Consider the following 20222-nt stretch of genomic DNA (forward strand, 5'->3'; position numbering starts at 1 on the left):
GTTGGGGAGATAAATAGATGAATGATTTGATGAACCCTTTCGGGCAGTCCCAAGGCCCACAAAGCTTTGACAAGATCAGAATCTCAATCGCCGCACCTGAGCGTATACGTTCATGGTCATTTGGTGAGATTAAAAAGCCTGAAACCATCAATTATCGTACCTTTAAGCCAGAAAAAGACGGTCTTTTCTGCGCCCGTATCTTTGGCCCTGTCCGAGATTACGAATGTTTGTGCGGTAAATATAAGCGCATGAAGTATCGCGGTATTATCTGCGAGAAATGCGGCGTTGAAGTGACCTTGTCAAAGGTACGGCGCGAGCGCATGGGTCATATCGAATTGGCAGCGCCTGTTGCCCATATCTGGTTCTTGAAATCATTGCCGAGCCGCATTGGTTTGCTTGTTGATATGACGCTAAAGGATCTTGAGCGGGTTCTGTATTTCGAAAATTTTGTGGTCATCGAACCCGGCATGACGTCACTGGTTAAAGGCCAGCTTTTGTCTGAGGAAGAATTCTATGATGCGCAGGACGAGTATGGCGACGACGCTTTTGAAGCCAGCATCGGTGCCGAGGCGATCAAGAAAATTCTTGAAGAGCTTGATCTTGATGTCGAGCGTGTCAAGATTTGTACCGATCTTGCCGAAACCGGTTCTGAAGCCAAGCGTAAAAAGCTGGTCAAGCGCCTAAAACTTGTTGATGCATTCCGTGAATCAGGCTGTCGTCCTGAGTGGATGATCATGGATGTTGTTCCGGTAATTCCGCCCGAGCTGCGCCCATTGGTGCCGCTTGACGGTGGCCGGTTTGCCACATCTGATCTGAACGATCTTTATCGCCGCGTGATTAACCGGAATAACCGTCTAAAGCGTCTGATCGAGCTTCGTGCGCCTGATATCATCGTTCGTAACGAAAAGCGGATGTTGCAGGAATCAGTTGATGCGCTGTTTGACAATGGTCGTCGTGGCCGGGTGATCAGCGGTGTTAACAAGCGTCCGCTGAAATCACTATCTGACATGCTGAAAGGCAAACAGGGCCGTTTCCGGCAGAACCTGCTCGGTAAGCGCGTCGATTATTCAGGTCGTTCGGTTATTGTTGTTGGCCCAGAGTTAAAGCTGCACCAGTGTGGCTTGCCAAAGAAAATGGCACTCGAACTGTTCAAGCCGTTTATCTATTCAAAGCTCGAGCTATATTCGCTTGCCAGCACAGTCAAAATGGCCAAACGCATGGTCGAAAAGGAACGTCCTGAAGTGTGGGATATTCTTGAAGAAGTCATTCGTGAACATCCAGTCATGCTGAACCGTGCGCCAACTTTGCACCGTCTTGGCATTCAGGCCTTTGAGCCGGTTCTTGTCGAAGGCAAGGCAATCCAGTTGCACCCGCTTGTTTGTACCGCGTTTAATGCTGACTTTGACGGTGACCAGATGGCGGTTCATGTGCCTTTGTCGCTTGAGGCTCAGCTTGAAGCCCGCGTGCTGATGATGTCGACAAACAACATTTTGAGCCCTGCAAACGGTAAGCCAATCATTGTGCCGTCGCAGGATATCATTCTTGGCCTTTATTATATGTCGATGGAACGCGACAATGAAAAGGGCGAGGGCATGATGTTCTCGAATGTTCAGGAAATCCTGCTTGCGCTTGGCAATGGCTCGGTAAGCCTGCATGCCAAGGTGAAAGCTCGTGTCCCAACGCGCGACAGCGAAGATGGAACGCGTGTTCTGAAAGTGATCGAAACAACACCGGGTCGTGCGCAGCTGGCTGATTTGTTGCCTGACAATCCGGCCTGTTCATTTGAGCTGGTAAACAAGTTGATGACCAAAAAAGAGGTCAGTGATGTGATCGATCATGTCTATCGCCATTGTGGTCAGAAAGACACGGTGATTTTCTGTGACCGTCTAATGAGTCTTGGCTTTGGTCAGGCGTGTGACGCCGGTATTTCATTTGGTATTGCCGATCTGACAACACCCGAATTGAAAGAAAAATACGTTTCTGAAGCTGAAACAGAGGTCAAAACCTTTGAACAGCAATATCTTGATGGCCTGATCACACAAGGCGAGAAATATAACAAGGTGGTTGATGTTTGGTCGCGTTGTTCTGATCTTGTTGCTGACGAGATGATGAAGGGCATTTCTACCACCAAGGATGGCGAGCCAATCAACTCGGTTTGGATGATGGCGCATTCAGGTGCGCGTGGTTCAGCCGCGCAGATTAAACAGCTGGCCGGTATGCGTGGTTTGATGGCAAAGCCGTCTGGCGAGATTATTGAAACGCCGATCATTTCGTCCTTTAAAGAAGGCCTAAATGTTCTGGAATATTTCAACTCGACTCATGGTGCGCGAAAAGGTCTTGCCGATACTGCCCTGAAAACAGCCAATTCGGGTTATCTAACCCGCCGTCTTGTTGACGTGGCGCAGGATTGTATTGTTCATGAGGTCGATTGTGGCACGAATAAAGGTCTCACCATCCGCCCTGTTATGAATGGCAGTGATGTTGTTGATCCGCTTTATGATCGTATCTTGGGCCGCGTTCTTGCCGAAGATCTGATTGATTTGAAGTCAGGCAATGTCCTTGTCGCCGCTGGCCAGATGGTCACTGAAGAACATGCCGAGGCAATCGGGTCATCAGGTGTTGATCAGGCATTGATTCGCTCGGCACTGCTGTGTGAAGCCGAAAAAGGCATTTGTGGCAATTGCTATGGTCGTGACCTTGCCCGCGGTACGGATGTGAATATCGGTGAAGCGGTCGGTGTTATTGCTGCCCAGTCAATCGGCGAGCCGGGAACACAGTTGACGATGCGTACCTTCCACGTTGGTGGTGCGGCGCAGCGTGGTGCCGAACAGTCAAATATCGAAGCTAATATCGGCGGTGTTGTGAAGCTGGAAGATGCATCACTCGTTGTTGATAAGACAGGCAGCAATATTGTGATGAGCCGGAATACCGAATTGCTGATTCTTGATGAGCAAGAGCGTGAGCGTTCACGCTTCCGTTTGCCTTATGGTGGTAAATTGCTGGTCAAAGACGGTCAGGAAGTTACGGCTGGTGCCATTTTGATTGAATGGGATCCATACACGATGCCAATCATTACCGAAATGAACGGTGTTGCCAATTTCGTTGATTTGACCGAGGGCGTGTCTGTTCGTGAAGTCACTGATGACGCAACGGGCATTTCGAGCAATGAAGTGGTTGACTGGAAACAGGCTGCTGGTGGCGCCAATCTTCGCCCGCGCATCACGCTTCGTGATGAAAAAGGTGAGGTGTTGACCCTGACAAACGGTCTTGAGGCACGTTACTTCTTGTCAGCTGGTTCGATTCTTTCAGTTGAGAATGGTGCCAAGGTACAGGCGGGTGATGTTTTGGCGCGTATCCCGCGCGAGTCATCAAAGACGCGTGACATTACCGGTGGTCTTCCGCGCGTTGCTGAATTGTTTGAAGCACGTCGTCCAAAGGATTTTGCTGTTATTTCCGAAGGCGAGGGACGGGTCGAGTTTGGCAATGACTATAAAGCCAAGCGGCGTATTCGGGTTGTGCCAACAAATGGCGATCTTGATGCAGTTGAATATCTGCTGCCAAAGGGCCGTACGCTTGCTGTCAATGAGGGCGATGTCGTTCGTAAGGGTGACTTGCTTCTAGATGGCAGCCCGGTGCCGCATGACATCCTTAGCATCCTTGGTGTCGAAGCGCTTGCTGAATATCTGGTCAAGGAAGTTCAGGATGTGTACCGATTGCAAGGTGTGAAAATCGATGACAAGCATATTGAAGTGATCGTTCGCCAGATGCTGCAAAAGGTCGAGGTTGAAGACGCTGCTGATAGCACCTTCTTGAATGGTGAGCAGGTTGATCGTGAAGAGTTTGCCCGTGCCAATTCATCTCTTGAAGCTGAAGGTCTGCGGCCAGCCACAGCGCATCCCGTCCTGCTTGGTATCACCAAGGCATCATTGCAGACAAACAGCTTTATTTCAGCTGCGTCATTTCAAGAGACAACAAGAGTGTTAACCGAAGCTGCGGTAAGCGGAAAAGAAGACACGCTTGATGGTTTGAAGGAAAATGTGATCGTTGGCCGCCTGATTCCCGCGGGAACCGGGTCGGTCATGAATCGGCTTCGCCGGATCGCCGCAGATCGTGATAAATCGATCATGGCACAGCGTGCAGCTGCCGCGCCGGCGCTTGAAGTAACCGAATTGAGACAGAATTGACCGAAGTCGAGGCAAATATATAAGAATTCGCCGCCAGATACCGTGAATTTGGCGGCGAATGAAAAAAAATGCGGATAACCGAGGGGAAGGCGTAAAAACCGCTTGACCGCTCGCCCTGCAAAAAATAGTATCCGGCAACCTTTTGGACTTAGGTGGTGGATCACCCTGCTGCAAAACAGTGGTCGATCTAGACGCTAGGTCAGAATATTAGGTGTCGAAAATGAGGCTCCGCCAGCGGAGAAGGATGGGTGTTCTGCTCATATCTAATTAGAGCAGAACCGCCCTGTTGCACGTTTTGTGCGTTTAGGTCGAGAAAAAGGGGCAGGAATGCCAACGATTAACCAGTTGATCCGTCACGGGCGCAAGCGTCCGGTAGCACGTACCAAAGTTCCGGCTATGGAAGCATGTCCACAAAAGCGTGGCGTATGCACCAGAGTGTACACAACAACACCGAAGAAGCCGAACTCGGCGCTTCGTAAGGTCGCCCGTGTGCGTCTTACCAATGGGTTTGAAGTCTCCAGCTATATCCCTGGTGAAGGGCATAATCTGCAGGAACACTCAGTGGTGATGATTTGCGGCGGTCGTGTAAAAGACCTTCCGGGTGTGCGTTACCACATCATTCGCGGTACTTTGGACACACAGGGCGTCGGTGATCGTCGCCAGCGTCGTTCGAAATATGGCGCCAAGCGTCCTAAGTAAGAAGAGGCAGATATGTCACGTCGTCATAGAGCAGTAAAACGCCCAGTTCTTCCTGATGCGAAGTTCAAGGACACTGTTGTTTCAAAATTCATGTCTTGCCTGATGTTTGATGGCAAGCGTTCAGTGGCTGAAAAGATCGTTTACGGTGCGTTTGACCGTATTCAGGAAAAGTCAGGCAATGAGCCAGTTAAAATCTTTCACGATGCGCTTGAAAATGTGCGCCCTAATCTTGAGGTTCGCTCGCGGCGTGTTGGTGGGGCAACCTATCAGGTGCCGGTCGAAGTTCGCTCTGAGCGGGCACAGGCTCTTGCAATCCGCTGGTTGATTGACAGTTCGCGCAAACGCGGTGAGACCACAATGGTTGACCGTCTATCAGGCGAGTTGATGGATGCGGCCAATAATCGCGGTAACGCGGTTAAAAAACGTGAAGACACCCATAAAATGGCCGAGGCAAATCGGGCTTTCTCACATTACCGCTGGTAATTGAGTTAGTAGGAGCTAGATCATGGCACGCGAATATACTTTAGATCGTTATCGCAATTTCGGCATCATGGCGCATATTGATGCTGGCAAGACCACTGCGACTGAGCGGATTCTTTATTACACAGGCCGGTCGCACAAGATCGGTGAAGTGCATGACGGCAATGCGACCATGGATTGGATGGAGCAAGAGCAAGAGCGTGGAATTACCATTACCTCTGCTGCGACAACCTGTTTTTGGTACCGCACCGAAAACGGCACCGATCCATCGGGTGAGCATGGTGATGATCCTGAGGCGGCAAAATTCCGCTTTAACATCATCGACACACCAGGCCACGTTGACTTTACGATTGAAGTTGAGCGCTCACTGGCGGTTCTTGATGGCGCCGTTTGCGTTCTTGATGCGAATGCCGGTGTCGAGCCACAAACAGAGACAGTCTGGCGTCAGGCTGACCGGTACAAGGTTCCGCGGATCGTTTTCGTCAATAAAATGGACAAGATCGGCGCTGATTTCTTTAACTGTGTCAACATGATCAAAGACCGTACTGGCGCGCAGCCTTTGCCTGTGCATTTGCCAATCGGCGCTGAGAATGAATTCGCTGGTCTTATCAACCTTGTGACGATGCAGGAATGGGTTTGGGATTCGGAAGATCTGGGCGCGACTTGGCGTTTGAATGATATCCGTCCGGAGCTTGCCGACAAAGCCGCTGAAATGCGCGCCGAGTTGATCGAGTTGATCATCGAGCAGGACGATGACGTCATGGAGAAGTTTCTTGAAGGCGAAGAGCCAGATGTCGAGACAATCCAGCGTTTGATCCGTAAAGGCACATTGAACATGTCTTTTGTTCCGGTCTTGTGTGGATCGGCTTTCAAAAACAAGGGTGTCCAGCCTTTGCTGAACGGCGTTATCGATTATTTGCCTGGCCCATTGGACGTTGCTGCCTACACTGGCTTTTCGCCAGATGATGCAACTGAGACTCGGAACATTGAGCGGCGTGCAAATGATGCTGAGCCGTTCTCTGGCCTTGCTTTTAAGATCATGAATGACCCATTTGTTGGTTCATTGACCTTTGTTCGCATCTATTCAGGTGTTTTGAAAAAAGGCGACAGCCTGCTGAATTCAACAAAAGGCAAGCGCGAGCGCGTTGGCCGGATGATGATGATGCACTCAAACAACCGTGAAGAAATCGAAGAAGCCTTCGCAGGTGACATTGTCGCGCTTGCTGGCATGAAGGATAGCACGACAGGTAACACTTTGTGTGACCCGTTGAAGCCAGTTGTTCTTGAAACAATGACCTTCCCTGATCCGGTTATCGAGATCGCGATTGAGCCAAAGACAAAGAACGACCAGGAAAAAATGGGTGCAGGTCTTGCGCGTTTGGCTGCCGAAGATCCTTCTTTCCAGGTCAGCACTGATTTTGAATCGGGCCAGACCATTATGCGTGGTATGGGTGAATTGCACCTCGATATCTTGGTCGATCGCCTGAAGCGTGAATTTAAGGTCGAAGCCAATATTGGCGCGCCGCAGGTTGCTTATCGCGAGACCATCACCAAAGAAGTTGAAGTTGATTATACCCACAAGAAGCAGTCTGGTGGTTCAGGTCAGTTCGCACGGGTTAAAATCCGGTTTGCGCCTTTGGCCGAGGGCGGTTTCCAGTTCAGCAATTCAGTTGTTGGTGGATCGGTTCCAAAAGAATATGTACCGGGTGTTGAAAAAGGCATCAATCAGGCAAAGGATTCAGGCACAATCGCTGGTTTCCCTGTGATTGACTTCGAGGCCGAGCTTATTGACGGCGCAAGTCATGACGTTGACTCGTCTGTTCTGGCCTTTGAGATTGCAGGTCGCGCTGCTTTCCGTGAAGCCATGAACAAGGCAAGCCCGAAATTGCTTGAGCCAGTCATGAAGGTCGAGGTTCTGACCCCTGAAGAATATATGGGTGATATCATCGGCGATCTGAACAGCCGTCGTGGCAATGTTGGGGGCATGAACCAGCGGGGCAACGCGCGGGCAATCGATGCGATGGTGCCGCTTGCCAATATGTTTGGCTATATCAACACTTTGCGCTCAATGAGCCAAGGCCGCGCCCAATATTCAATGACTTTTGACCATTACGAACAAGTGCCTCAAGCGGTTGCGGATGAAGTCCGCGCCAAGATGGCCTAACCGAACCAAAGAGCAGGAGAGCAGATAAGATGTCCAAGGAAAAGTTTGACCGTTCCAAGCCGCATTGCAACATTGGCACAATTGGCCATGTTGATCATGGCAAGACTTCACTGACCGCAGCGATCACAAAGATTCTGGCTGAGTCTGGCGGCGCTGAATATTCAGCTTATGACCAGATTGACAAGGCGCCTGAAGAGCGCGCCCGCGGTATCACAATTTCAACAGCGCATGTTGAGTATGAGACAGCAAACCGTCACTATGCGCATGTGGATTGTCCGGGTCACGCCGATTATGTGAAGAACATGATCACTGGTGCGGCGCAGATGGATGGTGCGATTTTGGTTGTATCAGCAGCTGATGGGCCAATGCCGCAGACCCGGGAGCATATCTTGTTGGCGCGTCAGGTTGGTGTTCCGGCATTGTGCGTATTCATGAACAAGGTTGATCAGGTTGACGATGAAGAGTTGCTTGAGCTTGTTGAGATGGAAATTCGCGAGCTGTTGTCATCATATGATTTCCCTGGCGATGATATTCCGATCGTTCGTGGTTCAGCCTTGGCAGCATTGGAAGATAGCAATGAGACCATTGGTCGTGAGGCGATCAAGGCATTGATGGAAGCTGTTGATAGTTACATTCCGCAGCCAGAGCGTCCGAAGGATCAGCCATTCTTGATGCCGATTGAGGATGTGTTTTCAATTTCGGGTCGTGGTACGGTTGTGACTGGTCGTATTGAGCGCGGCATTGTGAATGTTGGTGAAGAGATCGAGATTGTTGGTCTGAAGGACACCGTCAAGACAACCTGTACTGGTGTTGAGATGTTCCGCAAGCTTTTGGATCAGGGCGAAGCTGGCGATAATGTTGGTGTGCTTCTTCGTGGTACCAAGCGTGAAGATGTTGAGCGTGGTCAGGTACTGTGTAAGCCGGGTTCAATTGCGCCACATACTGAATTCAAATGTGAGGCCTATGTTCTGACCAAGGATGAGGGCGGTCGTCATACACCGTTTTTCTCGAACTATCGTCCACAATTCTATTTCCGCACAACTGATGTGACCGGATCTGTGGAATTGCCGGAAGGTACCGAGATGGTTATGCCTGGTGATAACATTGCCATGACTGTGACATTGATTGCGCCAATCGCGATGGATGAAGGTCTTCGCTTTGCGATCCGCGAAGGTGGCCGCACCGTTGGTGCCGGCGTCGTCGCAACGGTTATTAAATAATTAGGCTATAGTTAAGAGGGGCGTATTTTCGCCCTTCTTTGTTTATCCAAACGAGGTAAGGCAGTTATGGAAACCCAGAATATCAGAATCCGATTGAAGGCATTTGATCACCGTATTCTTGACCAGTCCACGGCAGAGATCGTGAACACGGCCAAGCGTACAGGTGCTGAAGTGCGTGGGCCTATCCCGCTGCCGACCAACATGCGCCGCATGACCGTGCTTCGCTCGCCGCATATCGACAAGAAAAGCCGCGAGCAGTTCGAAATTCGTACGCATAAGCGTCTATTGGATATTATCGACCCAACACCACAGACCGTTGACGCGCTGATGAAGCTCGATCTTGCGGCCGGTGTCGATGTCGAGATTAAGCTCTAGGGAAGGGACCAGAGTTATGCGTAGCGGCATTATCGCCCGTAAATTGGGAATGACACGCGTGTTTAACGATGCTGGCCACCATGTGCCGGTTACCGTTCTGAAACTCGACGATGTCCAAGTGGTGGCAGTTCGTAGCAAGGACCGGGATGGCTATACAGCTGTTCAGCTTGGCGCGGGTGTTGCCAAGGCAAAGAACGTATCAAAGCCGATGCGTGGCCATTTTGCAAAAGCCAATGTATTGCCAAAGGCAAAGCTGGCCGAATTTCGGGTTGGCGATGATGCGGTTCTCGAAATCGGCTCGACTTTAGTACCATCGCATTTTGTTGCTGGTCAGAAAGTTGATGTTGTTGGCACAACGCAGGGTAAGGGTTTTGCCGGTGCGATGAAGCGTCACAATTTTGCTGGTCTTCGCGCATCGCATGGTGTGTCGGTTTCGCATCGCTCGCACGGTTCAACTGGCCAGTGTCAGGATCCGGGCAAGGTGTTTAAAGGCAAGAAGATGGCTGGCCATATGGGTGCGTCGCGCAACACCACGCAAAATATCGAAGTTGTTGCTGTTGATAATGACGAAGGTGTCGTCCTGCTTTGCGGTTCGGTTCCGGGGCCAAAGAATGGTTGGGTTTTGATCAGTGATGCTATCAAGGTGGCACGTCCTGATGCTGCGCCATTCCCGGCGGGTCTGCTGTCAGATCTGGCTCCTTCTAGCGATGAAGCACCGGCCGAGGATGTTGCGGCTGAAGAGTCTGCTGTTGATGCGGTTTCATCTGACGAGGCTGTTGCCGAGGCACCAGCCGCTGCTGATGCCGAAGCCGAGAAGGAATAAGGGTCATGAAGATTGATGTGAAAACAATCGACAACAAGGCCGCTGGCGACATTACGCTTGCCGATGCAGTCTTTGGGGTCGCACCACGTGCCGATATTGTTGCGCGGGTGGTGAAGTGGCAGCTTGCCAAACGTCGCGCTGGCACACATAAGGTGAAGTCGCGCGCTGAAGTGGCAATTACTACAGCCAAAATGTTCAAACAGAAGGGCACTGGCCGCGCACGTCACGGTTCTGCCGCTGTTGTCCAGTTCCGTGGTGGTGGTGTTGTTCATGGCCCGGTTGTCCGTGATCATGGTCACGCTCTGCCAAAGAAGGTGCGCCAGCTTGGTCTGCGTTCGGCTTTGTCGACAAAGGCCGCTGAAGGCAAATTGCTGGTTCTTGATAGTTTGGCGTCAACTGGCAAATCTGCTGGTAAGACAGCAAAGCTTCGCGAGCAGCTGGTTAAGCTTGGTGCTGAAAACGCGCTGATTATTGGTGGCGCTGAGTTGGATGCAGGCTTTGTTAAGGCTGCGCGTAACATTCCGTTGGTTGATGTGCTGCCACAGCAGGGCATTAATGTATATGATATCCTGCGTCGCGATGTTCTGGTTCTGTCCAAGGATGCTGCGGCCCATCTTGAGGAGCGCCTGAAATGAGTGTTCGTGCGCGCAAGCCAGTAACAACTGTGGTCACAAAGGCGGCTGCCTATGACACGATCCTTCGTCCAATCATCACCGAAAAGGCGACGATGGCGAATGAGCACGGTCAGGTAACCTTTGCGGTTGCGATTACAGCAACCAAGCCACAAATCAAGGCAGCAGTTGAAATGCTGTTTAATGTCAAGGTCACTGCGGTGAATACGATTGTCCAAAAGGGCAAGGCCAAAACCTTTAAAGGTCGGCCGGGTCGTCGCTCTGACATGAAAAAGGCAATGGTCACATTGGCTGAGGGTCAGAATATTGACCTGATGGGAGTTTAATCAGATGGCGTTAAAGAAATTTAATCCAACAACCCCAAGCCAGCGGAATCTTGTCCTTGTTGACAAATCTGCCCTTTACAAGGGTGGTCCGGTTAAAAAGTTGACTGAGGGTCTGTCAAAGACAGGTGGCCGTAATAATTCGGGTCACGTGACTGCATGGCAAAAAGGTGGTGGCCATAAGCGCCGTTATCGCCTGATCGATTTCAAGCGCACCAAAACTGGCATGTTTGCGGCTGTTGAGCGGATTGAATATGATCCGAACCGGACCGCATTCATCGCACTCATCACTTATGAAGATGGCGAACAAAGCTATATTCTTGCACCACAGCGGTTGTCAGTTGGTGATAAGGTTCGCGCAGGCATTGGGTCGGACATCAAGCCGGGCAACGCCCTGCCGTTGGCCAATATTCCAGTTGGAACGTTGATCCATAATGTCGAATTGAAGCCGGGAAAGGGTGGTCAGCTGGCACGTTCAGCCGGAACCTATATCCAGCTTGTTGGTCGTGACCGCGGTTACGCGATTTTGCGCCTGACATCTGGTGAAGTTCGTTTAGTTCGGTCGGAGTGTATGGCATCTATCGGTGCTGTATCAAACCCTGACCAGCAGAACATCAAAATTGGTAAGGCTGGCCGTAACCGCTGGCTTGGCCGTCGCCCGCATGTACGCGGCGTGGTTATGAACCCTGTTGATCACCCGCATGGTGGTGGAGAGGGTCGTACGTCAGGTGGCCGTCATCCGGTAACACCTTGGGGTAAGCCAACCAAGGGCAAGCGTACTCGTTCTAACAAGAAGACTGACCGCCTGATTGTGCGGCGTCGCAAGCCATAAGGGTCATTCTTAATCATGGCACGTTCAGTTTGGAAAGGCCCGTTTGTTGATGGGCATTTGTTGAAGAAAGCGGACAAGGTTCGCGAGTCTGGTCGAAACGAAGTGATCAAAACATGGTCACGTCGTTCAACGATTATGCCGCAGTTTGTGGGGCTTACATTTGGTGTGCATAACGGCAATAAATTCATCCCTGTGTCTGTTTCGGAAGAAATGGTTGGACACAAGCTTGGTGAATTTTCGCCTACCCGCACTTATTACGGCCATGCCGCCGACAAGAAATCAAAGCGTTAGGGGTAGGTTATGGGTAAGCAATCAAATCCACGCAGCTTGGCCGACAGTGAAGCAAAATCTGTCGTTCGCAATCTGCGCGTCAGCCCACAAAAGCTGAATCTTGTTGCGACAATGATCCGGGGCATGGATGTGAATAAAGCGATTGCCGCTTTGTCATTCTCGCGCCGCCGTATCTCTGGCGATGTGAAAAAAGCGCTGCAATCAGCTATTGCCAATGCAGAAAACAACCATTCATTGGATGTTGACCGTTTGTTTGTGAAAGAAGCGCATGTTGGCAAGGGTCTTGTTATGAAGCGTTTCCGCGCACGGGCCAAGGGCCGCGGGGCACGGATTTTAAAGCCATTTTCACACCTGACGATCATCGTCGGTGAAAGAGGAGAGCAGTAGGATGGGTCAGAAAGTCAAGCCAATCGGCCTGCGTGTCGGTATTAACCGGACATGGGATTCGCGCTGGTATGCTGGCCGTAACTATGGGCAGTTGCTTCACGAAGACATTAAGCTTCGCGCATATTTGATGGATCGCCTCAAGCAGGCAGCTATCAGCCGCGTTGTGATCGAGCGTCCAGCTGGCCGTGCCCGCGTGACCATTCATGCTGGCCGTCCGGGTCTGATCATTGGTAAAAAGGGTCAGGACATCGAAAAGTTGCGCCTTGATCTGTCAAGCCGCATCGGTGGCGAGGTTAGCCTGAACATTGTTGAGGTTCGCAAGCCTGAGATTGATGCCAAATTGGTTGCCGAGAACATTGCACAGCAGCTTGAGCGCCGGGTCGGTTTCCGCCGTGCGATGAAGCGCGCCGTTCAATCGGCAATGCGTCTTGGTGCGTTGGGTGTTCGGATCAACTGCGCTGGTCGTCTCGGTGGTGCCGAGATCGCGCGTACTGAATGGTATCGCGAAGGCCGCGTTCCCCTTCATACATTGCGCGCCGAAGTTGATTACGGTGAAGCAACAGCATTCACAACCTATGGTGCCTGCGGCATCAAGGTTTGGATATTTAAGGGTGAGGTCATGGCTCATGACCCAATGGCCCAGGATAAGCGGATGGCCGAGCAGCAGTCTGGCCCAGCACCACGCGGCAACGGTTAAGTCTTAGGAGATAAGTAGATGCTTTCGCCAAAGCGTACAAAATTTCGCAAAGCCCATAAAGGCCGGATTCACGGTCTTGCAAAGGGTGGAACGCAGCTGAATTTTGGTTCTTACGGTCTTAAGGCCGTAACGCCTGAGCGTGTAACAGCACGTCAAATCGAGGCTGCACGTCGTGCCATTACACGTCACCTGCGTCGTGCCGGTCGTGTCTGGATTCGGATTTTTCCTGATGTGCCTGTATCGAGCAAGCCTGCCGAAGTACGGATGGGTAAAGGTAAAGGCTCACCAGAATTTTGGGTGGCCCGCGTAAAGCCTGGCCGCATCATGTTTGAGATTGACGGTGTTCCTTGGAATTTGGCGAAAGAGGCATTTACCCTAGCAGCCGCAAAATTACCGCTGGACACGCGGATTGTTCGTCGCCTTGGCGATACTGATTAAGAAGGGAAGCACCGATGGCAATTGTTAAAGCTGAAGCGCTTCGCGCAAAGACCCCAGATGAGCTGAAGACACAGCTTATTGATCTGAAAAAAGAGCAGTTCAATCTGCGCTTTCAGGCCGCTGGTGGTCAGGTCGAAAATCCAACACGGGCCAAGATTGTGCGCCGTGAGATCGCCCGCATCAAAACTGTGCTTGGCCAAAAAGCCAGTTCAGAAAATGCAGCAAAATAGGGAAGTCTAGTTATGCCAAAGCGTACCATGCAAGGCACTGTTGTGAGCGATAAAGGCGATAAGACGGTAACCGTCCGCGTCGAGCGTCGCATCATGCATCCGGTGTATAAAAAGATTATTACCAAATCGAAGAAGTTTGCAGCCCATGACGCTGAAAACCGCTTTAAAGAAGGTGATTCTGTTCGCATTCGTGAATGCCCACCTGTTTCAAAGTCTAAGACCCATGAAGTGGTCTATGACGATGCAGCGAAAAACTAGGAGAGACTGACATGATTCAAATGCAGTCAAATCTTGAAGTTGCCGATAATTCTGGTGCGCGTCGCGTCCAGTGTATCAAGGTGCTTGGTGGTTCAGGCCGTAAGGTCGCTGGCGTTGGTGATGTGATCGTTGTTTCGGTCAAAGAAGCCATTCCCCGCGGCAAGGTGAAAAAAGGTGATGTTCATCGTGCGGTGATCGTACGGACAGCCAAAGAAATCCGCCGGGCGGACGGCAGTGCCATTCGTTTTGACCGGAACGCCGCTGTTTTGCTGAACAAACAGGACGAGCCGATTGGCACACGTATTTTTGGCCCTGTGACCCGCGAGTTGCGTGGCCGCAAGTTCATGAAGATCATTTCTCTGGCACCGGAGGTGCTGTAATGGCTGAGAAGTTTAAAATCAAAAAAGGCGATCAGGTAATTGTCACTACCGGTCGTGACAAAGGCAAAAAGGGTGAGGTGCTTGAAGTGCTTCGAGCCGAGTCGCGTGTTCGTGTTCAGGGGATCAATATGGTCAAGCGCCATCGCCGCGCAACCCAGACAGACACAGGTGGCATTATTTCGATGGAAGCGCCTTTGCATATTTCGAATGTTGCACATATCGATCCTGATAGCGGCACAGCAACGCGTGTCGGTTATGAGGTAAAAGATGGTACAAAAGTCCGGATCGCTCGCCGTTCCGGAAAAGCCCTGGCGTAAGTCCAAGGGTAAGGAGTGAAAAAGCTGAGATGAAGACGCGTTTAGAAGAACATTATCTGACGGCAGTTCGCCCGGCTCTGATTGAGAAATTTGGTTATGCCAATGCTATGCAGGCGCCAAAGCTCGAGAAGATTGTCATTAATATGGGTGTTGGTGAAGCGGTTCGCGACTCGAAAAAAGTCGAACATGCTGCCCGTGAGCTCGCTGCAATTACTGGCCAGAAGCCGGTTATCACTCGTTCAAAGAAGGCTAATGCGGCTTTCAAATTGCGCGAAGGGATGCCAATTGGCTGTAAGGTCACATTGCGCCGCGAGCATATGTATGAATTTCTCGATCGGCTGGTAAATATTGCCCTTCCTCGGGTTCGTGACTTCCGCGGTTTGAATGGTAAGAGCTTTGATGGTCGTGGCAATTATGCCATGGGTGTAAAAGAGCAGATCATTTTCCCCGAGGTCGATTATGACCAGGTAGATGAGATCCGCGGAATGGATATCATTGTGGTGACATCAGCAACGACGGACGATGAGGCCCGCGAATTACTCGTAGGTTTTCAGTTCCCGTTCGTTAAAGCGTAAGAGCAAAGGGGTTTAATCATGGCTAAGAAAAGCGCCGTTGAAAAAAATAACAAGCGCAAGCGTATCGTTGCCGCCCGTGGTGCTCGTCGCGCTGCATTAAAGGCAATCATCGCCGACAAGAATGTGTCAATGGAAGATCGTTTCCAGGCTGTTCTCAAGCTGGCTGATGAGCCACGCGATAGTGCAAAAATTCGTATTCGTAACCGGTGTGAGGTCTCAGGCCGTCCACGTGGTTATGACCGTAAACTTAGAATGTCTCGTATCGCCCTTCGTGATTTGGCCTCAATGGGTCAGGTTCCGGGCGTTGTGAAGTCAAGCTGGTAAAGAGGAGATAAAGCAAATGTCTATGAGTGATCCTCTTGGCGATATGCTAACACGCATCCGTAACGGTCAGAACGCACGCAAAAGCGTCGTCTCTAGCCCGGCATCACGGTTCCGCAGCAATGTTCTAGAAGTTCTGAAACGCGAAGGCTATATCCGCAATTATTCAAGCGTTGATATCCGTCCGGGCCTGAAAGAGCTAAAGATCGAGCTGAAATATCATGAAGGTCAGCCAGTGATTTCTGAAATCAAGCGCGTATCCCGTCCGGGTCGTCGCGTATATTTCGGTCTTCGCGACTTGCCGCGGGTGTACAATGGTCTTGGCATTGCCATCTTGTCTACTCCGCGTGGTGTCCTGTCTGACAATGAGGCCCGCACAGCGAAAGTTGGCGGCGAAGTCCTCTGCCACGTATTTTAAGGAGCTGTTCGCATGTCTCGTATCGGAAATAGTGCGATTGTCATCCCGGCTGATGTGACCTTGTCACAGCAGGACGGTATGATCGTCGCCAAAGGAAAAAACGGTGAGCTCAGCGCCCCACTTCACAGTGAGGTCGAGTTAAGCATTGCCGATAATATTGCCACCTTAAAGCCAAAGCGCAAAACCAAGCTTGCCCTATCGCTATGGGGTACAATGCGTGCGTCAATCAGCAATATGGTTGTCGGTGTTGGTAGTGGCTTTACCCGCAAATTGGAAATCAACGGTGTTGGTTATCGTGCGGCAATGCAGGGCAATAAAATTGTGCTTAGTCTTGGGTTTAGCCACCCTGTTGAGATGGATGTTCCTGCCGGTTTGACTGCGGTTGTTGAAAACAACACGTCAATCACAATCACCGGTGCTGACAAGCAATTGCTTGGTCAGTTCGCATCTGAAATTCGGTCCAAGCGTCCACCTGAGCCATTCAAGGGCAAGGGTGTGAAATATGCTGAAGAGCATATTGTCCGCAAAGAAGGCAAGAAGAAGTAGGGGCAGGTCATGTTTACATCTAAAGAATTATTTGAACGCCGCCGTCAGCGGACCCGTTCCAAGCTACGCCAGACCTGCAAAGGACAGCTTCGTTTGTCTGTGCATCGTTCATCAAAGCATATCTATGCTCAGGTTATTGATGACACTGCCGGTATCACTTTGGCAGCAGCTTCGACACTTGACGCCGATTTCAAGTCAGCATCAAGCAAGACAGCCGATGTCGCCGCAGCAAGCGTGGTTGGCAAATTGGTCGCCGAGCGCGCCAAGGCAAAAGGCATTGACGCAGTGGTTTTCGACCGCGGCGGTTACATTTTCCACGGCCGGGTCAAGGCGTTGGCTGAAGCCGCGCGCGAAGCCGGTTTGAAATTCTAGGGAGCACGATTGATGGCACGCAATAACGACAGACGGGACCGTGGCCAGGAGCGCGAAGAGCCCGAGTTGCTCGAAAAGTTGGTTGGCATTAACCGTGTGGCTAAAGTTGTCAAGGGTGGTCGCCGGTTTGGTTTCGCAGCATTGGTTGTGGTTGGTGACGGCAAAGGCCGCGCTGGCTTCGGCACAGGCAAGGCCCGTGAGGTTCCTGAAGCAATCCGCAAGGCAACTGAAGGCGCCAAGCGCAATATGGTTCGTATTCCCCTTCGTGATGGTCGCACATTGCACCATGACAACAAGGGCAATTACGGCGCAGGCAAGGTTCTGCTTCGTGCGGCACCTGCTGGTACTGGAATTATCGCCGGTGGCCCAATGCGAGCTGTTTTTGAGGTGCTTGGCATTCAGGATATCGTTGCCAAGTCAATCGGCAGCTCGAACCCACATAATATGATCAAAGCGACTTTTTCAGCATTGAACCATATCCAGGCACCACGGGCTGTGGCGCAAAAGCGCGGCAAGCGCGTTGGCGACATTCTTGTGAAACGTGAAGATAAGGCTGCGACCGGCGACGACGCCGCTGCATCCTAACAGGAGAGAGTAAGATGGCTGCCAAAGCAACAGTGATTGTCACCCAGACAAAAAGCGCAATTGGCCGTAAGGCTGACCAGCGCTTGACCCTGATTGGGCTTGGGCTGAACAAAATTGGCCGTACCCGCGAGCTGGAAGACACAGCATCGGTCCGCGGTATGATCAACAAGGTCAAACATCTGGTTCGGGTTGAACAACAGTAAACGGTTTTTATCAGCAGAGCGCTTTTGAGTGGCGCACTGGCAGGAGTGACAAATGAAATTGAACGAAGTCAGAGACAATCCAGGCGCAACAAAGAACGCCAAGCGGGTTGGCCGTGGTATTGGTTCGGGAACCGGCAAGACATCAGGCAGTGGCCATAAGGGCCAGAAGGCACGCTCAGGTGTGTCAATCAACGGTTTTGAGGGTGGCCAGATGCCGATCCATCGCCGTTTGCCAAAGCGCGGTTTCAATAATATTTTCCGCAAGAATTATGTCGAGGTTAACCTTGGCCGTCTGCAAGCCGCAATCGATTCAGGCAAGCTGGATGCCAGCAAGCCGGTTGATGCCGCAACATTGGTAAGCGCCGGCGTCATCTCAAAGATGCGGGACGGTGTTCGGATCCTAGCTAAAGGCGAATTGACCGCGAAAAAGGTTGAGATTCACGCAGCTGGTGCGTCTAAAGCAGCTGTTGAAGCCGTCGAAAAAGCTGGTGGCAAGATCATTGTCCCTGCCGTTTCAGCCGAATAGTTAGGTAGACAAAGCATATGGCATCATCAACAGACCGCATGGCAGCAGGCGCAGGGTTTGGCGCGTTGGCAAAAGCCGACGAGCTGAAAAAGCGTCTCTGGTTTACTGTTGGTGCGCTGATCATTTACCGGCTTGGCACCTATTTGCCTTTGCCAGGTATTGATCCGGGCGCGCTTGCCGATATCTTTTCGCAGCAATCAAGCGGCATTTTGGGCATGTTTGACATGTTCTCAGGTGGCGCGCTTAGCCGGATGACCATTTTTGCGCTTAATATCATGCCCTATATTACGGCATCGATTATCATGCAGCTCATGACCGCGATTGTGCCTTCGCTTGAAGCCTTGAAAAAGGATGGCGAAGCTGGTCGTAAGATGATCAATCAATATACCCGCTATTTAACCGTGTTATTGGCCACTGTTCAGGGCTATGGCATTGCGGTTGGTCTTGAATCAGCCAGCGGCGTTGTCGATGATCCGGGATTGTTTTTCCGTGTGACCACGGTTGTCACGCTCGTTGGTGGAACGCTGTTCTTGATGTGGCTTGGCGAACAAATCACCAGCCGCGGCGTTGGCAATGGTATCTCGCTTATCATTTTTGCCGGCATTGTAGCCAATCTGCCAACCGCGCTTGCCGGTACTCTTGAACTCGGCCGCACTGGTGCTTTGTCTTCATTGTTGATTGTGTTGCTATTTGTGATGGCGGCTGCGGTGATTGCCTTTATCGTGTTTATCGAACGGTCGGTACGCAAGATCCTTGTGCAATATCCAAAGCGCCAACATGGCAATAAAGTGTTTGGCGGTGATCAGTCGTTCCTGCCGCTAAAGATCAATGTTCCGGGTGTGATCCCGCCGATTTTTGCCTCATCGCTTTTGCTGATGCCAGTATCGATCATTAATCTAACCGGCGGACAGGCTGGCGGTGCTGATTGGCTTGTTGCCTTGAATGCAATGTTGGGTCGCGGACAGCCACTTTATCTGCTGATCTATGTATCGATGATCGTGTTCTTTGCATTCTTCTACACAGCGATTGTGTTCAATCCTGAAGACACAGCCGAGAATTTGCGGAAGTATGGCGGCTATATCCCGGGCATCCGTCCAGGGAAATCGACCGCGGACTATCTTGATTTTGTGCTGACCCGTTTGACTGTTCTTGGCGCTGCCTATCTATCGGCGATTTGTATCCTGCCAGAACTGCTGATTAGTAAATATGCCGTCCCTTTTTATTTTGGTGGTACATCCTTGCTGATCGTTGTAACGGTAACATTAGATACGGTTGGTCAGATCCAGTCGCATTTGCTGGCACATCAATATGAAGGTCTAGTGAAGAAGTCTCGTTTGAAAGGGCGCAGATAGATGAATATTATTATGTTTGGCGCACCGGGTGCTGGTAAGGGTACGCAGGCGGAGAGGCTTGTTGCGGGTCGCGGGCTTGTTCAATTGTCAACTGGTGATATGCTTCGCGCGGCGATTGCTGCCGGAACCGATCTTGGGCTTCGCGCCAAAGACATTATGGATCGGGGCGATCTTGTATCTGACGATATTATCCTTGGGATGATCGCGGCGCGTATGGATGATGATGATTGCGCCAATGGCGTTATTCTGGACGGGTTTCCGCGCACAGTGGCACAGGCGCATGCGCTTGACGAGATGCTGGACAGCAAGGGTCTTGCCCTTGATTGTGTAATTGAAATTAAGGTTGACGAAGCTGCGCTCTTTGCGCGCATCGAAAACCGCGCTGCCGAAACTGGCGGTGCCAGAAGTGATGACAATGCCGACACATTGCGCAAGCGTTTGGCGGTATATCATGAGAATACAGCACCGTTGCTTCCGTATTATGCGGGTAAAGGGGTGTTGAAGACTGTTGACGGGATGAATTCAATTGATGAAGTCGCGTCACAAATAGATCGAATTTTAGGATAACGCGTTTGCGTTAAGGTTGACTGTTTC

General features: G+C 51.2%; 28 protein-coding genes. All 28 read left to right on the forward strand.

Features of this window, described 5'->3' with window-relative positions; all coding sequences use genetic code 11:
• Positions 1–17: 17 nt before the first annotated feature.
• The 28 genes from rpoC to ABXT40_RS03460 all read left to right on the forward strand — a co-directional run bounded on the left by rpoC (position 18) and on the right by ABXT40_RS03460 (position 20195).
• The gene (gene rpoC, locus ABXT40_RS03325) at positions 18–4184 is read left to right on the forward strand and encodes a DNA-directed RNA polymerase subunit beta' (RefSeq protein ID WP_443646420.1); all 4167 of its coding nucleotides are present in this window, start codon (positions 18–20) and stop codon (positions 4182–4184) included.
• A gap of 327 nt (positions 4185–4511) precedes the next feature.
• Entirely contained in the window at positions 4512–4883 is a 372-nt protein-coding gene (gene rpsL / locus ABXT40_RS03330; protein ID WP_443646421.1) for a 30S ribosomal protein S12, read from the forward strand.
• A gap of 12 nt (positions 4884–4895) precedes the next feature.
• Positions 4896–5366 carry a 30S ribosomal protein S7 gene (rpsG, locus tag ABXT40_RS03335; protein ID WP_443646422.1) on the forward strand — a complete coding sequence of 157 codons (471 nt, stop codon included), beginning with the start codon at positions 4896–4898 and terminating at the stop codon, positions 5364–5366.
• 22 nt (positions 5367–5388) lie between these two features.
• The gene (gene fusA / locus ABXT40_RS03340; RefSeq protein WP_443646423.1) at positions 5389–7527 is read left to right on the forward strand and encodes an elongation factor G; all 2139 of its coding nucleotides are present in this window, start codon (positions 5389–5391) and stop codon (positions 7525–7527) included.
• A 29-nt stretch (positions 7528–7556) separates the two neighbouring features.
• Positions 7557–8747 (forward strand): elongation factor Tu, encoded by a 1191-nt coding sequence (gene tuf, locus ABXT40_RS03345; protein ID WP_443646408.1) that lies wholly within the window; start codon positions 7557–7559, stop codon positions 8745–8747.
• Between the two features lie 66 nt (positions 8748–8813).
• A complete protein-coding gene (gene rpsJ / locus ABXT40_RS03350; protein WP_443646424.1) occupies positions 8814–9122 on the forward strand; it encodes a 30S ribosomal protein S10 in 309 nt (102 codons plus the stop codon).
• Positions 9123–9138: 16 nt separating this feature from the next.
• The gene (rplC, locus tag ABXT40_RS03355) at positions 9139–9945 is read left to right on the forward strand and encodes a 50S ribosomal protein L3 (protein WP_443646425.1); all 807 of its coding nucleotides are present in this window, start codon (positions 9139–9141) and stop codon (positions 9943–9945) included.
• Between the two features lie 5 nt (positions 9946–9950).
• Positions 9951–10580, forward strand: a complete 630-nt coding sequence (gene rplD, locus ABXT40_RS03360) for a 50S ribosomal protein L4 (RefSeq protein WP_443646426.1) — start codon at positions 9951–9953, stop codon at positions 10578–10580.
• The gene (locus tag ABXT40_RS03365; RefSeq protein WP_443646427.1) at positions 10577–10903 is read left to right on the forward strand and encodes a 50S ribosomal protein L23; all 327 of its coding nucleotides are present in this window, start codon (positions 10577–10579) and stop codon (positions 10901–10903) included. The genes rplD and ABXT40_RS03365 overlap by 4 nt, the downstream gene beginning before the upstream one ends.
• A gap of 4 nt (positions 10904–10907) precedes the next feature.
• On the forward strand, positions 10908–11732 hold the full coding sequence (gene rplB, locus ABXT40_RS03370; protein ID WP_443646428.1) for a 50S ribosomal protein L2: 825 nt from the start codon (positions 10908–10910) through the stop codon (positions 11730–11732).
• 15 nt (positions 11733–11747) lie between these two features.
• Positions 11748–12023 (forward strand): 30S ribosomal protein S19, encoded by a 276-nt coding sequence (gene rpsS / locus ABXT40_RS03375; RefSeq protein WP_443646429.1) that lies wholly within the window; start codon positions 11748–11750, stop codon positions 12021–12023.
• A gap of 9 nt (positions 12024–12032) precedes the next feature.
• Positions 12033–12410, forward strand: a complete 378-nt coding sequence (gene rplV / locus ABXT40_RS03380; protein WP_443646430.1) for a 50S ribosomal protein L22 — start codon at positions 12033–12035, stop codon at positions 12408–12410.
• A 1-nt stretch (position 12411) separates the two neighbouring features.
• Positions 12412–13107 (forward strand): 30S ribosomal protein S3, encoded by a 696-nt coding sequence (gene rpsC / locus ABXT40_RS03385; protein WP_443646431.1) that lies wholly within the window; start codon positions 12412–12414, stop codon positions 13105–13107.
• Between the two features lie 18 nt (positions 13108–13125).
• A complete protein-coding gene (rplP, locus tag ABXT40_RS03390; RefSeq protein WP_443646432.1) occupies positions 13126–13545 on the forward strand; it encodes a 50S ribosomal protein L16 in 420 nt (139 codons plus the stop codon).
• Between the two features lie 14 nt (positions 13546–13559).
• Entirely contained in the window at positions 13560–13775 is a 216-nt protein-coding gene (rpmC, locus tag ABXT40_RS03395) for a 50S ribosomal protein L29 (protein ID WP_443646433.1), read from the forward strand.
• Positions 13776–13787: 12 nt separating this feature from the next.
• Positions 13788–14033, forward strand: a complete 246-nt coding sequence (rpsQ, locus tag ABXT40_RS03400) for a 30S ribosomal protein S17 (protein WP_443646434.1) — start codon at positions 13788–13790, stop codon at positions 14031–14033.
• Between the two features lie 11 nt (positions 14034–14044).
• Positions 14045–14413: a 50S ribosomal protein L14 gene (rplN, locus tag ABXT40_RS03405; protein ID WP_443646435.1), complete on the forward strand. Its 369-nt coding sequence runs from the start codon at positions 14045–14047 to the stop codon at positions 14411–14413.
• Positions 14413–14730, forward strand: a complete 318-nt coding sequence (gene rplX / locus ABXT40_RS03410) for a 50S ribosomal protein L24 (protein WP_443646436.1) — start codon at positions 14413–14415, stop codon at positions 14728–14730. Before rplN ends, rplX begins: the two co-directional genes overlap by 1 nt.
• Before the next feature lie 29 nt (positions 14731–14759).
• Positions 14760–15305, forward strand: coding sequence for a 50S ribosomal protein L5 (rplE, locus tag ABXT40_RS03415; protein WP_443646437.1), 546 nt, complete (start codon positions 14760–14762; stop codon positions 15303–15305).
• An 18-nt stretch (positions 15306–15323) separates the two neighbouring features.
• Positions 15324–15629, forward strand: a complete 306-nt coding sequence (rpsN, locus tag ABXT40_RS03420; protein WP_443646438.1) for a 30S ribosomal protein S14 — start codon at positions 15324–15326, stop codon at positions 15627–15629.
• Between the two features lie 16 nt (positions 15630–15645).
• Positions 15646–16044, forward strand: coding sequence for a 30S ribosomal protein S8 (gene rpsH / locus ABXT40_RS03425; protein ID WP_443646439.1), 399 nt, complete (start codon positions 15646–15648; stop codon positions 16042–16044).
• 12 nt (positions 16045–16056) lie between these two features.
• Positions 16057–16590, forward strand: coding sequence for a 50S ribosomal protein L6 (rplF, locus tag ABXT40_RS03430; protein WP_443646440.1), 534 nt, complete (start codon positions 16057–16059; stop codon positions 16588–16590).
• A 9-nt stretch (positions 16591–16599) separates the two neighbouring features.
• Positions 16600–16962 carry a 50S ribosomal protein L18 gene (rplR, locus tag ABXT40_RS03435; RefSeq protein WP_443646441.1) on the forward strand — a complete coding sequence of 121 codons (363 nt, stop codon included), beginning with the start codon at positions 16600–16602 and terminating at the stop codon, positions 16960–16962.
• Positions 16963–16974: 12 nt separating this feature from the next.
• Positions 16975–17547 (forward strand): 30S ribosomal protein S5, encoded by a 573-nt coding sequence (rpsE, locus tag ABXT40_RS03440; protein WP_443646442.1) that lies wholly within the window; start codon positions 16975–16977, stop codon positions 17545–17547.
• Between the two features lie 14 nt (positions 17548–17561).
• Positions 17562–17750, forward strand: coding sequence for a 50S ribosomal protein L30 (gene rpmD, locus ABXT40_RS03445; RefSeq protein ID WP_443646443.1), 189 nt, complete (start codon positions 17562–17564; stop codon positions 17748–17750).
• A gap of 52 nt (positions 17751–17802) precedes the next feature.
• Entirely contained in the window at positions 17803–18276 is a 474-nt protein-coding gene (gene rplO, locus ABXT40_RS03450) for a 50S ribosomal protein L15 (protein ID WP_443646444.1), read from the forward strand.
• A 17-nt stretch (positions 18277–18293) separates the two neighbouring features.
• Entirely contained in the window at positions 18294–19628 is a 1335-nt protein-coding gene (gene secY, locus ABXT40_RS03455) for a preprotein translocase subunit SecY (protein ID WP_443646445.1), read from the forward strand.
• Entirely contained in the window at positions 19629–20195 is a 567-nt protein-coding gene (locus ABXT40_RS03460; protein ID WP_443646446.1) for an adenylate kinase, read from the forward strand.
• Positions 20196–20222: the final 27 nt, after the last annotated feature.

This window comes from Candidatus Ponderosibacter sp. Uisw_141_02 (genome assembly GCF_048087665.1).
Lineage (GTDB): Bacteria > Pseudomonadota > Alphaproteobacteria > Puniceispirillales > Puniceispirillaceae > UBA3439.

Excerpts from the sequence above, each read along its gene's own strand:
- rpoC (WP_443646420.1), top strand. The coding sequence starts at position 18 with ATGAATGATTTGATGAACCCTTTCGGGCAGTCCCAAGGCCCACAAAGC.
- rpsL (WP_443646421.1), top strand. The coding sequence starts at position 4,512 with ATGCCAACGATTAACCAGTTGATCCGTCACGGGCGCAAGCGTCCGGTA.
- rpsG (WP_443646422.1), top strand. The coding sequence starts at position 4,896 with ATGTCACGTCGTCATAGAGCAGTAAAACGCCCAGTTCTTCCTGATGCG.
- fusA (WP_443646423.1), top strand. The coding sequence starts at position 5,389 with ATGGCACGCGAATATACTTTAGATCGTTATCGCAATTTCGGCATCATG.
- tuf (WP_443646408.1), top strand. The coding sequence starts at position 7,557 with ATGTCCAAGGAAAAGTTTGACCGTTCCAAGCCGCATTGCAACATTGGC.
- rpsJ (WP_443646424.1), top strand. The coding sequence starts at position 8,814 with ATGGAAACCCAGAATATCAGAATCCGATTGAAGGCATTTGATCACCGT.
- rplC (WP_443646425.1), top strand. The coding sequence starts at position 9,139 with ATGCGTAGCGGCATTATCGCCCGTAAATTGGGAATGACACGCGTGTTT.
- rplD (WP_443646426.1), top strand. The coding sequence starts at position 9,951 with ATGAAGATTGATGTGAAAACAATCGACAACAAGGCCGCTGGCGACATT.
- ABXT40_RS03365 (WP_443646427.1), top strand. The coding sequence starts at position 10,577 with ATGAGTGTTCGTGCGCGCAAGCCAGTAACAACTGTGGTCACAAAGGCG.
- rplB (WP_443646428.1), top strand. The coding sequence starts at position 10,908 with ATGGCGTTAAAGAAATTTAATCCAACAACCCCAAGCCAGCGGAATCTT.
- rpsS (WP_443646429.1), top strand. The coding sequence starts at position 11,748 with ATGGCACGTTCAGTTTGGAAAGGCCCGTTTGTTGATGGGCATTTGTTG.
- rplV (WP_443646430.1), top strand. The coding sequence starts at position 12,033 with ATGGGTAAGCAATCAAATCCACGCAGCTTGGCCGACAGTGAAGCAAAA.
- rpsC (WP_443646431.1), top strand. The coding sequence starts at position 12,412 with ATGGGTCAGAAAGTCAAGCCAATCGGCCTGCGTGTCGGTATTAACCGG.
- rplP (WP_443646432.1), top strand. The coding sequence starts at position 13,126 with ATGCTTTCGCCAAAGCGTACAAAATTTCGCAAAGCCCATAAAGGCCGG.
- rpmC (WP_443646433.1), top strand. The coding sequence starts at position 13,560 with ATGGCAATTGTTAAAGCTGAAGCGCTTCGCGCAAAGACCCCAGATGAG.
- rpsQ (WP_443646434.1), top strand. The coding sequence starts at position 13,788 with ATGCCAAAGCGTACCATGCAAGGCACTGTTGTGAGCGATAAAGGCGAT.
- rplN (WP_443646435.1), top strand. The coding sequence starts at position 14,045 with ATGATTCAAATGCAGTCAAATCTTGAAGTTGCCGATAATTCTGGTGCG.
- rplX (WP_443646436.1), top strand. The coding sequence starts at position 14,413 with ATGGCTGAGAAGTTTAAAATCAAAAAAGGCGATCAGGTAATTGTCACT.
- rplE (WP_443646437.1), top strand. The coding sequence starts at position 14,760 with ATGAAGACGCGTTTAGAAGAACATTATCTGACGGCAGTTCGCCCGGCT.
- rpsN (WP_443646438.1), top strand. The coding sequence starts at position 15,324 with ATGGCTAAGAAAAGCGCCGTTGAAAAAAATAACAAGCGCAAGCGTATC.
- rpsH (WP_443646439.1), top strand. The coding sequence starts at position 15,646 with ATGTCTATGAGTGATCCTCTTGGCGATATGCTAACACGCATCCGTAAC.
- rplF (WP_443646440.1), top strand. The coding sequence starts at position 16,057 with ATGTCTCGTATCGGAAATAGTGCGATTGTCATCCCGGCTGATGTGACC.
- rplR (WP_443646441.1), top strand. The coding sequence starts at position 16,600 with ATGTTTACATCTAAAGAATTATTTGAACGCCGCCGTCAGCGGACCCGT.
- rpsE (WP_443646442.1), top strand. The coding sequence starts at position 16,975 with ATGGCACGCAATAACGACAGACGGGACCGTGGCCAGGAGCGCGAAGAG.
- rpmD (WP_443646443.1), top strand. The coding sequence starts at position 17,562 with ATGGCTGCCAAAGCAACAGTGATTGTCACCCAGACAAAAAGCGCAATT.
- rplO (WP_443646444.1), top strand. The coding sequence starts at position 17,803 with ATGAAATTGAACGAAGTCAGAGACAATCCAGGCGCAACAAAGAACGCC.
- secY (WP_443646445.1), top strand. The coding sequence starts at position 18,294 with ATGGCATCATCAACAGACCGCATGGCAGCAGGCGCAGGGTTTGGCGCG.
- ABXT40_RS03460 (WP_443646446.1), top strand. The coding sequence starts at position 19,629 with ATGAATATTATTATGTTTGGCGCACCGGGTGCTGGTAAGGGTACGCAG.